The sequence below is a fragment of the Streptomyces sp. NPDC013455 genome (assembly GCF_040632975.1).
Classification (GTDB): Bacteria; Actinomycetota; Actinomycetes; order Streptomycetales; family Streptomycetaceae; genus Streptomyces.
The window spans coordinates 21,099-35,125 of the sequence record NZ_JBEYCX010000004.1; the positions used below are offsets into that span (position 1 = coordinate 21,099).

General features: G+C 73.4%; 7 protein-coding genes and 1 pseudogene. 5 read left to right on the forward strand and 3 right to left on the reverse strand.

What is annotated here, in order from left to right; all coding sequences use genetic code 11:
• Positions 1-136 precede the first annotated feature (136 nt).
• A complete protein-coding gene (locus tag ABZ576_RS08805) occupies positions 137-2,005 on the reverse strand; it encodes an RICIN domain-containing protein (protein WP_360737697.1) in 1,869 nt (622 codons plus the stop codon).
• A gap of 316 nt (positions 2,006-2,321) precedes the next feature.
• Between ABZ576_RS08805 and ABZ576_RS08810 the strand changes: the two genes are divergently transcribed.
• Positions 2,322-3,329, forward strand: a complete 1,008-nt coding sequence (locus tag ABZ576_RS08810; protein ID WP_360737700.1) for a Ppx/GppA family phosphatase — start codon at positions 2,322-2,324, stop codon at positions 3,327-3,329.
• 67 nt (positions 3,330-3,396) lie between these two features.
• Here the strand turns inward: ABZ576_RS08810 and ABZ576_RS08815 are convergent, their stop codons facing one another.
• The gene (locus ABZ576_RS08815) at positions 3,397-4,521 is read right to left on the reverse strand and encodes a GNAT family N-acetyltransferase (RefSeq protein ID WP_360737702.1); all 1,125 of its coding nucleotides are present in this window, start codon (positions 4,519-4,521) and stop codon (positions 3,397-3,399) included.
• Between the two features lie 242 nt (positions 4,522-4,763).
• Here ABZ576_RS08815 and ABZ576_RS08820 point away from each other — a divergent pair, with 242 nt between their 5' ends.
• The 4 genes and pseudogenes from ABZ576_RS08820 (at position 4,764) to ABZ576_RS08835 (ending at position 10,208) form a co-directional block, all read left to right on the forward strand.
• The gene (locus ABZ576_RS08820) at positions 4,764-5,534 is read left to right on the forward strand and encodes a hypothetical protein (RefSeq protein WP_360737704.1); all 771 of its coding nucleotides are present in this window, start codon (positions 4,764-4,766) and stop codon (positions 5,532-5,534) included.
• A 782-nt stretch (positions 5,535-6,316) separates the two neighbouring features.
• Positions 6,317-8,302: pseudogene (locus tag ABZ576_RS08825) on the forward strand (TIM-barrel domain-containing protein); the annotation flags it as partial.
• Positions 8,303-8,605: 303 nt separating this feature from the next.
• Entirely contained in the window at positions 8,606-9,067 is a 462-nt protein-coding gene (locus tag ABZ576_RS08830) for a hypothetical protein (RefSeq protein ID WP_360737707.1), read from the forward strand.
• Positions 9,068-9,230: 163 nt separating this feature from the next.
• A complete protein-coding gene (locus ABZ576_RS08835) occupies positions 9,231-10,208 on the forward strand; it encodes a hypothetical protein (protein WP_360737709.1) in 978 nt (325 codons plus the stop codon).
• Positions 10,209-10,412: 204 nt separating this feature from the next.
• Here the strand turns inward: ABZ576_RS08835 and ABZ576_RS08840 are convergent, their stop codons facing one another.
• Positions 10,413-13,787 (reverse strand): pyruvate carboxylase, encoded by a 3,375-nt coding sequence (locus tag ABZ576_RS08840; RefSeq protein ID WP_360737711.1) that lies wholly within the window; start codon positions 13,785-13,787, stop codon positions 10,413-10,415.
• Positions 13,788-14,027 lie beyond the last annotated feature (240 nt).

A 14,027-nucleotide genomic window follows, 5' to 3' on the forward strand; every position in this document is an offset into this window, starting at 1 on the left:
GCCCACAAGTCTTTGGACACCACGGACTTCGATCGCCGCGCCGAACCGGCGGCTTCCTGGCGGGAGTCGGCCCCGGAACCCGCACGGGCGCGGGTTACGGGGCCGGGGCGGAGCGCGGGTTCCGGGGCCGGGGCGGTCAGCCTCCGGTCGGGACGAAGGTGAGGGTCTGTTCGGCCGCGGTGCGCCCGCCGCCCACGGGGCCGCCCGCGGTGTCCGTCCAGGAGCGCGGCGGAGTCGTCTCGGCCGGCCGGCCGGCGGTCGCGGAGAGGCCGAGCACGAGGCCGCTGTAACGGTTGACCAGCCGGTGGGTGCCGTCGCCCGGCGAGCTCGGGAGTACGAACCACTGCTGTCCGACGGTGGGTCCGCCGGCGCGGGCCGCGGTGACCGCCGGCCTGGCGCCCCAGGCGCGGCCGGACGTCTTCGCGGAGTCGACGCCCAGCAGCCGGCCGGTCGCCGCGTTGGTGACGGTGAAGGCGCCGTCGCCCGTCGGGGTGAAGGACCACGACTCGCGGTCGGAGCCGGTGGGCCGGGCCACCGAGGTCACGGCGGAGCCGCCGGACACCTGGGCGAGGATCCGGCCCGTCCCGCCCGCGATGCGGTAGCGGCGGCCGGTGTCCACGGGCGGGGCGGCGGGCGCGGAGGGGTCGACGGTGACGTCGACGTACTCGCCGGAGGCGCCGTGGGAGCAGCCGAAGGAGCAGTAGGCGCGGAAGGTCCTGCCGACGACGGCGGAGCCGGTGCGGCTCGCGCGGTCCAGGAACCAGCGGTACCAGGAGGCGGTGGTGTAGCCGCCGGTGTCGCCGATGAGGTGCCACTTCTGGCCGGCGAGGTCGTCGGTGGCGTAGAGGTACTGCGGTGAGCCGCCGCTCTGGTCGACGGCCTGCGGGGTGCCGATGTAGCGGCCGAGATGGGCGTCGTAGGCGATGTTCATCACGAACAGCGGCGAGGTCGGGGGCATGGTGCCGGCCGCGATCTGCTCGGCGGCGGTGCCGGTGTTGGCCGGGTCGTACTCGTCCTCGACGGGGGTGTAACCGGTGGGGTGGCCGGCGTCGACGGGGACGATGTTGCTCTCCCGGCCGCCGGTGCCGGGCTCGGTCCAGGAGCCGCCGTACCACTTGCGCCAGGAGCCGGGGGCCATCTTGGCTGCGATCGGGGCACGGGCCACATGCTCGTGGAACGCCTTCCAGCCGCCGTTCTTGTCGACGATCCGCGAGCCGTAATAGACGTAGAAGTAGCCGGAGGCGGTGTCGGCGAACAGGCGCTGGTCGCCGTCGCCGTAGGAGTAGGTCTCGTGCGGGAAGGCCGCCGTGTCGCCTCGCTCGGTGCTGTACGGCGAGGTGATCACGTGGTCCTCGATCGTCCAGGTGCGGCCCTGGTCGGTGGAGACGGCGTAGTCGATGGCGTCGTAGTGCAGCCCGTCCCCGAAGGGCCGCGGCGTGAACTCGTTGTGCACCAGGCCGTACCAGTCACCGGTGTCGGGATCGACCCACACGCCCGACAGGTCGCAGTAGTTCTTCTGCGCGTAGCCCGAGCCGCTCGGCGCGTAGGTCGCTTCCCGGCCGGTGGGGCTGTTGTTGCACCGCCAGGTGGTGTCGTCGTTGCGGTCGGCGGGGTTGGCCGGGTTCACCGCCTCGCTGAGCGTCCGGTCGAAGGTCGCGGTGTCGAAGTCGCCGCCGGTGTAGAAGTCCCAGACGCGCGGGTCGCCGGCGCCGTAGAGTGCGGCGGACTGCTGGTAGTGGAAGGTGCCGTCCTTGTCGACGTACGGGGTGGCGGGGGTGTCCGTGGGGTGGGTGAACGGCACCGGGGCGCCCACGGTCACGGTGTAGCCGGCGGCGCCGGGGGACGCGGCCGGCGCGGGGGACGCGGCCGGCGCGGGGGACGCGGCCGGCGCGGGGGACGCGGCCGGCGCGGGGGACGCGGCCGGCGCGGGGGACGCGGTGCCGCCGCCCAGGACCAGGGCGACGGCCGCGGCCGCGGCGCCGCCCGCTCTGCTCAACAGTCGCACGGGTGCTCCTTGTTGCTGTTGCCGAAGGGCCGGTTGCACGGAACGATCCGGCTCCGGCACGGCCGCGGCAATGGACTCCCGTGCTCCGCCTCTTGCACTTTCCCGCGCGAACGACCGCGGGCGCGGGCACGTTCGCGCAGGCACGCACGGCCGGGGCGGGCCGGACCGGTACGTCTCACCCGCCCGTGCGCCGGGCGCCACCGGCCCGCGTCGAACTGCCGCGCGATCCGGTCCTGAAGCGCGGGCCGCCGGCCGTGTGCACCGGCACGCCCCCCGTGAGACGCGTTGTCGCGGGTGAAGTGGGTACTTCCCGGCCATGCGGGTGAGCTTGGTGGATGCGGGGTCGAGAACGGTCCGGTTGGTCGTCGCTGACGTGGAGGGAGGCATTCCACTGCCGGTGCACACGGTCAAGTGGAAGCTGCGCCTGTCCGACCATGTCGGCCCGGACGGCACCATCGCCGACGAGGCGGTGGAATGGCTGGTCGAAGCGGTGGCCGCGGCGGGCGCCACGGCCCGCAGGTGGCACGCGGCGGGTCCGCTGGCGTTCGCGACCGCGGTGGTCCGCAACGCCCCGAACCGCCAGGAGGTGCTGCGCCGGGTGGCGTCCGGGACCGGGATCCGCATGTGCACGCTGCCCGGTGAGACCGAGGCGGAGCTGACCTTCCTCGCGGCCCGCCGCTGGCTGGGCTGGAAGACGGGCCCCCTGGCACTGCTCGACATCGGCGGCGGCTCGCTGGAGGTGGCCTTCGGCCGGGGCCGGCTGCCGGACTTCGCCGCCTCCCTGCCGCTCGGTGCGGGCCGGCTGACCCGGGACTACCTGATGGCGCAGGATCCCCCCGGGCCGGGCGAGCTGAAGGAGCTGCGCCGCCGTATCCGGCATGAACTGCGGGACGTGGCCGCACGGATCCGCTGGGAGCGTCCGCGCACCGCGGCCGTCAGCTCCCGTACGTTCCAGCAGCTGGCCCGGTTGTGCGGGGCCGCGCCGGGGCGGTTCGGGCCCTTCGTGGAGCGGGAGCTGGCCTGCCGCGACCTGGGCAAGGCGGTGCGTGCCCTCGCCGCACTGCCGGCCGCCGAACGCGCGCAGCTGCCCGGCATCACCGCACCGCGTGCCGCCCAGAGCCTGGCCGGCGCGGTCGTCGGGCACACGGCCCTGAAGCTCATGGGGCTGCCGCGGGCGGTGGTCTGTCCCTGGGCGATCCGCGAAGGGGTGCTGCTGCGCTACGTCGAGGACGGCGCCGACTGGTGGGAGGACGCCACCGCGGAGCCCGTCACCCCGGCACCTGCACCCACGGCAGCCCTGAGCCTGGCCGGCCCGCCGGCCTGACCGATCCTCCGGACCGCCGGACTCCGCACCGCACGGCACGAGGCCCGGTGAGGTCGCCCTCCCCCGCTCACTCGGGCCCGGAGGGCCGGGCCCGGGTGGCGGGCGGGGTGTCCCGGCCGCGTGTGCGCGCGGCGCCGGCCGCCTTCAGCAGCCGGTCCGCCGGATCGCGCAGCCGGGGATGGGCCAGCACCGTGTTCCGCAGGCCGCGCACCGGGCGGCGCCACAGCCGCCGGGCCAGCGCCACCGGGTGCGGGCGGGTGGCGAAGCCCTCCCCGACCCGCAGCTCCCGGGTCTTCAGCCAGTCCTTGTACTCCTTGTCGCCGCGGCCGAGGTCCACCAGGGTCACCCCGTGCCGGGCCGCGGCCTCGGCGGTGCGCAGGTGCATCAGCAAGCCGGGTGAGTAGGCGGGCAGTTCGGGGTCGTACGCGGTGAACCAGGCCGCGAGCACCGTGCCCGACCGGGGTCCGAAGTGGGCCGCCACCGGCCGGTCCCCGGCGTACAGCACGGACAGCACCCCGGTGAAGTGCTCCTCGCGGACGCCGGAGAGATGGTCGACCAGGCCGACGATCCACGGCCGGGAGAACCGGTCCATGCGGCCGGTCCTGCGGTACTGCGCGGACTTCCACCGCATGAGGGTGCGCAGCGCCGCCGGATCGCGCTCGTCGAACACGAACCGCACCTCGCCGACGTCCCGGCCGAGCCTGCGCTCCTTCTTCAGCGTCGTCTTGGCCAGCCCGGGATAGGTGCCGCGCAGCCACTCCGGGTAGGTGCCGTCACCCGGTTTCACATCGATCACCGGGGACGCGAAGGTGCCGGTGACATGGGGCGCGAACGGCTGCTGCCCGCACACCAGATGGTCGAACTCGAAGACGCTGAGCCCGCAGGAACGCAGCAGTTCCCGCGTGTTCCAGGTGACCCCGGGCCGGTGCACGAGGCCCTGGCAGTCGGACAGGCCGAGGCCGACGGCCCGGCCGGTGCCGAACGGCCCCCGCTCGTAGGGCAGGAAGCCGACCGGTTCCCCGCCCTCCCGGAGGACCGCCACCCGCACCCCGCTCCGGAACCGGCCGACGCCGATCGCGAACTCCGGCGCCAGGAAGGGGTTGGCGTACTGGGGGGACTCGTCCATCGCGCGGTGCCAGGCCTCTCGCAGCGCGGACGTCAGCTCACCGGTTCCGTGGACGGTGATCTCCACATCAGCCTCCCCCATGGCGCGCCGGGCGCGTGCCGAGCCGCAGGACAAGGCTCAAAAGTCGCGAAACCACACGCACCCTGTCAAGGGCGCCTGAGGCGACCGGTGTCGGTGTTCGGCACCGGTGACGGCAGGGGGACGGCGACGGATTCCGTGCCTGCTCGGCCCTTCGGACCTCCCCCCGCATGTGCCACTCCTCGGCCGCATACAGTGAGCGAGGTTCGACAGGGGAGGGAAACCCACACGTGAAGCACCAATTCGCCGGCCGTGCCGCCGCGCTTCTGTGCGCCGTCATGTCCGCGGTCATCACCGGCTGCGACTCGGACAGCAGTGAGGCCGACACCAGCGGCACCACGCCGGCGACCGCCGCGAAGCACCCCTTCGACACCATGACACCCCGTCAGATCGACGATATGGCGCGGGAAGCCGTCAGGGACGTCACGAGCATGCGCCTCACCGGCAAGGTCATCAGCGACGGCCGCCCCATAGCGGTCGACCTGGCCATGGACATCCACGGCTCCTGCAACGGCACGGTGGGCAACTCCCAGGGCACCATGCACCTCGTCAAGAAAGGCTCGCGCGTACACGTCAAGGCCGGCGAGGACTTCTGGCGGGCGACCTTCAGCCGCGAAATGACGAGCGAGCAGGCCGAGGAGATGGTCGCCCTCTTCAAGCGACACTGGATCAAGCCGCCCATAATGATGTCGGAGAAGCTCGGGCGTATATGCGACGGTCTCGATGCCCTGATCGAGTCGGTCGACCCCGTGTCCGACGGACAGGCCACCCGGGAGGCCGACGCCACCGTGGATGGCCGGCCGGCAGCCGTGCTGACCGAAAGGAGCACGACCCGGACCACGACCGTCTACATCGCCAAGGAGGGCAAGCCCTACCTCCTGAGAGGCACGGTCTCAGGCGGCGACGAGCCCATGGACCTCACTTTCACCGACCACAACAAGCCCGTCGACACCAGCTCGCCGCCGCCCGACCAGATTCTCGACCCCACCAAGCTCCGCTGATCGCGAACGGACCACAGCACCCCGTGCGGAGACGTGCCGCGCACCTCCGCCCGGGTGCCGCTCCGGCCGGCAGCCGGTGTGCGGCGGTATTGACATGAGGATGCGTCAACCCCGAGGCTTCGTGCGTGAAGTTGCTCAAATGGCGCTTATTTCAAGCGTTTCCGAGCAGCACCGCCGTAAGAACAGTCAGTCCGCGAAGGTGCGAGGGGAGCTGTTCCGCCGTGCGAAGACTTCGACACCGTGTGCCGTGGCCGGCCTGGATACCGCTGGGGCTGGCGAGCGTCCTGGCCGGGACCGCGCTCGCCGCCCCCGCCCCGGCCCGGGCCGCCGCACCGGCGGCCGCCGCCGTACTGGATCCAGCCCACAGCAGCGTCGGCTGGCAGAGCGCGGTCTACGCCAAGGGCACCGGCGGCGGACCCGAGAGCTGCCCCGCCGCCGGAGCCGACCCGGAGGGCAAGGTCTGCGACCGCTTCGACCTCACCGTCTCGGTGCCGGACGGCTACTGGGACGACAACCCCGAGGGCGGCGTCCCGCTCTCGATCAAGTGGGAGCGTCCCTCGGACGACTTCGACCTGTACGTCTACGACGACCACGGCAGACAGGTGGCGTCCAGCGCGGGCACCGCCGATCCCGAGGCCACGGTGATCCCCCGGGCGTCCGGGACGTATCACGTGCTCGTGGTGCCCTACGACGTGCACGACAGCTCCTTCACCGGCACCGCCTACCTGCCCGCGACCACGGACGCCGGCGACCTCACGTCCTTCTCGGGCGGCGACGGCAGCTACACCGTCCGGGCCGGGCGGCTCGTGGCGCGCGCCGACTTCCTGACCGGCGGCCGGCTGCGGCTCCAGGCCGACCCGTCGGGCTCGCTGAGCGACCCGGCCGGCACCGCCATCGTGCGCGAGCGGCCCGCCCTCCAGCGGCGCACCTCGTCCTTCGACGCGGGCGACTACTACGGCATCCGCTCCCCGGAGGCCGTGCTGCGCGTGTACAAGAAGCCGCTGCGGTTCGGGCTGTACAAGGCCGACAACCGCACCCGCGTCTGGCAGGAGGACAAACCGCTGCGCTGGTCGACCGGCGGCATGCGGCAGAGCCTGACGCGAGGCGCCGACGAGCAGTTCTTCGGCGGCGGCGAGCAGAACGGCAGCTTCTCGCACCGCGGCCGGACGATGTACGTCGCCAACAGCTTCGACTGGAACGAGGGCGGCTACAACAACTCCCAGCCGTTCTACCTCTCCAGCGCCGGCTACGGCGTCTTCCGCAACACCTTCGCGCCGGGCGTGTACACCTTCGGTTCGCCGGTGACGACCGGCCAGCAGGAACGGCGGCTGGACGCCTACTACTTCCTCGGCGACGCCGCACACGTCATCGGCGAGTACACGGCGCTGGTGGGCAGACCCTTCATGCCTCCGGTGTACGGCCTCGAACCGGGCGACTCCGACTGCTACCTGCACAACGCCAACCGGGGCGAGCGGCACACCCTGGACGCACTGAAGATCGCCGACGGCTACACCGAACACCGGATGCCGCTCGGCTGGATGCTGGTCAACGACGGCTACGGCTGCGGGTACGAGAACCTGGAGCAGACCGCCAAGGGCCTGCAGGACCACCACGCCCAGCTCGGCCTGTGGACCGAGAACGGCATCGACAAGCTCGCCGACCAGGTCAAGGCGGGCCAGCGGGTGGCCAAGCTGGACGTGGCCTGGGTCGGCAACGGCTACAAGTTCGCGCTGGACGCCTGCGACGCGGCGAAGAAGGGGATCGAGGACAACAGCGACGCGCGCGGCTTCGTGTGGCTGCCGGTGTCCTGGGCGGGCGCCCAGCGCTGCGGGGTGCTGTGGAGCGGCGACCAGAAGCTGTCCTGGGACTACATCCGCTGGCAGATCCCGACGTACGCCGGTGCCACCATGTCCGGTATCGCCTACAACACCGGGGACGTGGGCAGCATCTACCGGCACGACGCCGAGATGTACACCCGCGACCTGCAGTGGAAGGCGTTCCTGCCCGCCATCATGACGATGGACGGCTGGGCGAGCGACCTGACCACCGGCAAGCCCGCCGACCAGCAGCCGTGGCGGGACGGCGAGCCGTACACCTCGGTCAACCGCACCTACCTCCAGTTGAAGGAACGGCTGCTGCCCTACATGTACACGCTGTCCGCCGAGGCGGCGAAGACCGGTGTGGGGGCGGTGCGTCCGCTGTGGCTGGAGTACCCGGACGACCCGGACACACTGGGCCCGCAGGCGAAGTACGAGTTCCTGTCCGGCCCGGACTTCCTCGTCGCGCCGGTGTACCAGGACTCCGACACCCGTGACGGCATCTACCTGCCGAAGGGCACCTGGACCGACTACTGGACGGGCCGCACCTACCAGGGCCCGACCACGGTCGACGGTTACCACGCCCCGCTGGACACCCTCCCGCTGTTCGTGCGCGAGGGCGCCATCGTGCCCATGTGGCCGAAGGGGACGACGAGCTGGCAGACCCGCGACCGGCACGAGCTGGACTGGGACCTGTACCCGGCCGCCCGCGGCACCAGCCGCTACACGCTGTACGAGGACGACGGCGTGACCCGTGACTTCGCCGGGGGCGCGGCGGCCACGCAGCGGGTGTCGACGCACCGCGGCGCCGGGGGCACGACCGTGACGGCCGGCGCGAGCAGGGGCGACTACGCGGGGAAGGTGGACGCCCGGTCGTACCGCTTCACCGTGCACGGCGGCACCGCGCCCGCGCGGGTCCTGCTGGACGGGCGCCGGCTGCCGGCGAGCGCCTGGTCGTACGACGCCGACGCGCACGTCACGACCGTCACCACGCCGCGCCTGCCGCTCGACCGGGGGTTCACCGTGCGTCTGGTCGGCGAGGGGGCGTGACGGAAGGGCGTGGCGGAGCCGTACGGTCCGGTCCGCGGGGGCGGGGGCCCCGCGGTACCCCCTGACGGGCCCGGCCACCAGAGCCGCGGCCGGCCGTCTCGCCCGCCCGCCACCCGGCCCGACCTGCGCGACTGGTGCGAACGGCGGGACGGTCGTAGCGTCGGGGGCACGCGGTCGGACACGGCACGACGGGCGGGAGCGGCCATGCGCGGATCAGTGATGACAACGGCGGTCACCCTCGCGGCGGGAGCCCTGCTGACAGCGGCCATGAGCACGGCGACGGCCGGCCCGCCGGCCGGTGCCCCGGCGCCCTCCCGCATCACCGCCGGGCAGCCCGTCCTGGTGGACTGCCTGTGGCAGCGCACGGTCCGCCCGGACGACTTCATCCTGGCCTGCGGCGACGGCAACAGCCGGCTGACCGGACTCGACTGGTCCGAGTGGGGTCCGCAGGGCGCGACCGCCGTGGGCGTGAACATGCTCAACGACTGCAAGCCGTACTGCGCGGCCGGCACCTTCCACGCCTATCCGGTGACCGTCCGGCTGGACGGCCCGAAGCCCTGGAAGAAGCACCCCTCGGTCCAGCACTACACCCGGATGAGCCTCACCTACACCGATGCCCGTCCGGAAGGCTTCCAACAGGTCGTGACCTACCCGCTCTGGGACTGAGCGACCGGCCCGGACATCACCCGGCCGTGCCTCGTACGGCGTGTGACGGTGGTCCGCGCGGGCGATCCCGCGGCCCCGGCTCCCGTCACCGGTGACCGGTCCCCCGTCATGTTGGTGTGGCCCCGCACGCCGGCGCCCGGTGCGCCGACCGAAAAGAGGTCACATGTCCCGACACCCCCGCCTGTCCGCCGCCGCCACGGCCGCGCTCGCGCTCGGTCTGGTCGCCGCCGCGCCCGCCACCGGCGAGGAGCCGCTCGTCACCGACGCCCGTGCCATCGCCCACTTCGACCTGGCCGCCGGGCAGACCCCCGAGAACATCGCGCTCGACCGCGACGGCTCCGCCGACCTGACCTTCGCCCGCGCCCGGCAGATCGCCCACGTCACCGAGGACGGGCACATCTGGATCCGCGCCACCCTGCCCGCCGTGACCGGCCCGGCCACGCCGATCGTGGGGAGCGCCATCGTCACGGGCATCGCCCGCGCCCACGACGGCACGCTGTACGTCAACTACGCCACCGGCACCAGCGAGACGGGGATCTGGCGCCTGGACCCGGACGGCGGCGCACCGGAGCAGATCGCCGCGCTGCCGGCCGACGGGCTGCCCAACGGGCTCGCCCTCGACGAGCACCGGGGCGTGCTCTACGCGGCCGACTCGGTGCGCGGCACCGTGTGGCGCGTCCCGCAGGCGGGCGGCACGGCCACGGCGTGGGCGACCGGCACGGCGCTCACTCCGCTCGCCGGGGCCGCCTCCCGCTTCGGCGCCAACGGGATCAAGACCGACCGGAACGCCGTGTGGGTGTCCAACACCGGCCGGGGCACACTGCTGCGCATCCCCGTCGGCCCGGACGACTCAGCCGGTCCCGCCGAGACACGGGCCACCGGTCTGGAGGGCATCGACGACTTCACCCTCCCCGGGCACGGCAAGACCGTGCTGGCCGCGCTGAACGCCCCCGGCAAGGTCGTCCTGGTCCGCCCGGACGGCACCGCCACGACCGTGCTGACCGCACAGGACGGGCTGTCGAACCCGACCTCCGTGGCCGTGCGGAGCCGGACCCTGTACGTCCCGAGTGCCGCCTACTCCACCCAGCGGGACCCGAACCTGCTCGTCGCCCGCCTGCGCCACCTCCTCGGCCGAGGCTAGCCACGGCGCGGCGGGCGGACCGGGCCCCCGCCCCGCCCCGGCGGCGCGGCTCGGGGCGGTGCGGGGCGGGCCTGGTCGAGGGTGAGGGCCGGCCGAGGGTGAGGGCCGGCCGAGGGTGACGGCCGGCCGAGCGCGGGCCGTGGGCAGGTGGCGGCACGCGGCCCCCGCCCCCGGCCGCGGCCGGCGGCGGGAGCGGGAGCGTGGTCAGGACAGTTCCGCCAGCAGGTCGCCGCCCTCCACCTGCTGGATGCGGTTGATGGCCAGCCGGGACACCCGGCCCGCCTTCGGGGCGGTGATCGTGGCCTCCATCTTCATCGCCTCGATCGTGCCGATCGTGGCGCCGGCCGCCACCTCGTCGCCCTCGGTGACGGCGAGCGTCACCACTCCGGCGAACGGGGCCGCCACATGGCCCGGGTCGGTACGGTCGGCCTTCTCCGTCACGGGCACGTCGGAGGCCGCCGCGCGGTCCCGTACCTGGATCGGCCGGAGCTGGCCGTTGAGGGCCGACATCACGGTGCGCATACCGCGCTCGTCGGCCTCGCCGATCGCCTGGAGCTCGATCAGCAGCCGGACGCCGGGCTCCAGGTCGACGGCGTACTCCTTGCCCGGGCGCAGCCCGTAGAAGAACGCCTTGCTGTCCAGCACGCTGGTGTCGCCGTAGGTCTGCCGGTGCGTGTCGAACTCCCGGGTCGGGGCGGGGAACAGCAGCCGGTTGAGCGTGGCGCGGCGGTCCTTGGCCAGCCCTTCGCGGTCCTCGGGGGACAGCTCGGGGACGGGCTTGGGCTCGGCGCGGCCCCGGAGGGCCTTGGTGCGGAAGGGCTCCGGCCAGCCGCCGGGCGGGGTGCCCAGCTCGCCGCGCAGGAAGCCGATCACCGAGTCCGGGATGTCGAACTTGTCGGGGGTCTCCTCGAAGTCCTCCGGACGGACCCCGGCGCCGACGAGGTGCAGGGCCAGGTCGCCGACCACCTTGGAGGACGGGGTGACCTTGACCAGGCGGCCGAGGATGCGGTCGGCGGCCGCGTACATCGCCTCGATGTCCTCGAAGCGGTCGCCGAGGCCGAGGGCGACGGCCTGGGTGCGCAGGTTGGAGAGCTGGCCGCCGGGGATCTCGTGGTGGTAGACCCGGCCGGTGGGCGAGGCGAGGCCCGCCTCGAAGGGGGCGTAGATCTTGCGGACGCCCTCCCAGTACGGCTCCAGGTCGCCGACCGCCTGGAGGTCCAGGCCGGTGGGGCGGTCGGAGTGGTCGGTGGCGGCGACGATCGCGGACAGCGACGGCTGGGAGGTCGTGCCGGCCATGGAGGCCACCGCGCCGTCGACCGCGTCGGCGCCGGCCTGGATCGCAGCGAGGTAGGTGGCGAGCTGCCCGCCGGCGGTGTCGTGGGTGTGCAGGTGCACGGGAAGGTCGAACTCGCGGCGCAGTGCCGAGACGAGCCTGGCCGCGGCCGGGGCGCGCAGCAGGCCGGCCATGTCCTTGATGGCGAGAATGTGGGCGCCCGCGTCCACGATCTGCTCGGCCAGGCGCAGGTAGTAGTCGAGGGTGTAGAGCCGCTCCGCCGGGTCGTTCAGGTCGCCGGTGTAGCAGAGGGCCACCTCGGCGATCGCGGTGCCGGTCTCGCGTACGGCCTCGATGGCCGGCCGCATCTGACCGACGTCGTTGAGCGCGTCGAAAATGCGGAAGATGTCGATGCCGGTGGCGGCGGCCTCCTGGACGAAGGCGTCGGTGACCTCCGTCGGGTACGGCGTGTAGCCCACGGTGTTGCGGCCGCGCAGCAGCATCTGGAGGCAGATGTTGGGCACGGCCTCGCGCAGCGCGGCCAGCCGCTCCCAGGGGTCCTCGGCGAGGAAGCGCAGCGCGACGTCGTAGGTGGCGCCGCCCCAGCACTCCAGGGACAGCAGCTGCGGCAGGGTGCGGGCGACGACCGGGGCGACGGCGAGCAGGTCCTTGGTGCGCACCCGGGTGGCGAGCAGGGACTGGTGGGCGTCGCGGAAGGTGGTGTCGGTGACGCCGATGGTGGGCGACTCGCGCAGGTGCCGGGCGAAGCCCTCGGGGCCGAGGTCCACCAGGAGCCGGCGGGAGCCGGCGGGCGGTTCGCCGGCGGGCAGCGGCGGCAGCTTGGTCAGCGGGTCGAGCAGGTCGGGCCGGCGGCCGTGCGGCTGGTTGACGGTGACGTCGGCGAGGTAGGTGAGCAGCTTGGTGCCGCGGTCGGCGGAGGAGCGGGCGGTGAGCAGGTGCGGACGCTGCTCGATGAAGGAGGTGGTGACCCGGCCGGCCCGGAAGTCGGGGTCGTCCAGCACGGCCTGCAGGAACGGGATGTTGGTGGCGACGCCCCGGATGCGGAACTCGGCGACCGCGCGCCGGGCCCGGCCGATCGCGGCGTTGAAGTCGCGGCCCCGGCAGGTGAGTTTGACCAGCATGGAGTCGAAGTGGGCACTGATCTCCGTACCGGCGTGGGTGGTTCCGCCGTCGAGCCGGATGCCGGAGCCGCCCGGGGAACGGTAGGCGCTGATCCGGCCGGTGTCCGGGCGGAAACCGTTGGCGGGGTCCTCGGTGGTGATGCGGCACTGGAGGGCGGCGCCGCGCAGGGTGACCGTGTCCTGGGCGAGGCCGAGGACGGCGAGGCTCTCGCCGGCGGCGATGCGCAGCTGGGACTGGACCAGGTCGACGTCGGTGACCTCCTCGGTCACCGTGTGCTCGACCTGGATGCGCGGGTTCATCTCGATGAACACGTGGTTGCCGTCGCGGTCGAGCAGGAACTCGACCGTGCCGGCGTTGCGGTAGCCGATTTCGCGGGCGAAGCGGACGGCGTCGGCGCAGATGCGGTCGCGCAGCGCAGGGTCGAGGTTGGGGGCGGGCGCCAGCTCGATGACCTTCTGGTGGCGGCGCTGGAGCGAACAGTCGCGCTCGAAGAGGTGGATGACGTCGCCCTGGCCGTCGGCGAGGATCTGCACCTCGATGTGGCGGGGTTCGACGACGGCCTTCTCCAGGAAGACGGTCGGGTCGCCGAAGGCGGAGGCGGCCTCGCGGGAGGCGGCCTCGATGGACTCCCGCAGCTGGGCCGGGTCCTCCACCCGGCGCATGCCGCGCCCGCCGCCGCCGGCCACCGCCTTGACGAAGACGGGGAAGCCGATCTCCTCGGCGGCGCGCACCAGTTCGTCCACGTCGGTGGAGGGCGCGGAGGAGCCGAGGACGGGGACGCCGGCCGCGCGGGCGGCGGCGACCGCGCGGGCCTTGTTGCCGGTCAGCTCCAGGGTGGCCGCGCTGGGGCCGACGAAGGTGATGCCCGCTTCCTCGCAGGCGCGGGCCAGTTCCGGATTCTCCGACAGGAAGCCGTAGCCCGGGTAGACGGCGTCGGCGCCCGCCCGGCGGGCGGCGCCCACGATCTCCTCGACGGAGAGGTAGGCCCGGACCGGGTGCCCCGGTTCTCCGATCTCGTACGCCTCGTCGGCCTTGAGCCGGTGCAGCGAGTTGCGGTCCTCGTGCGGGAACACGGCGACCGTGCGGGCGCCTAGTTCGTAGCCCGCCCGGAACGCGCGGATCGCGATCTCTCCACGGTTGGCGACCAGCACCTTGCGGAACATCCTGGATTCCCTTCAGCTGCCTGGCGGCGACGAACACCCTGGTGTCAGCCATGCCCTGCCGTACTCGCGGCCACCCTAGGGGGAGCCCGACGGGGTCGATGTGCGAAAACCATCACACTGACGGGGTGGCCGGCGCCACAGGGGCGCGCCGTTCCCTCGGGCCGGGCCGGCCACGGGCGGCGCCGCGGCGGGCGGCTCGTCGGCCCGCCGCCCCTAGGGTCCCGGTCCGGTGCCACTCGG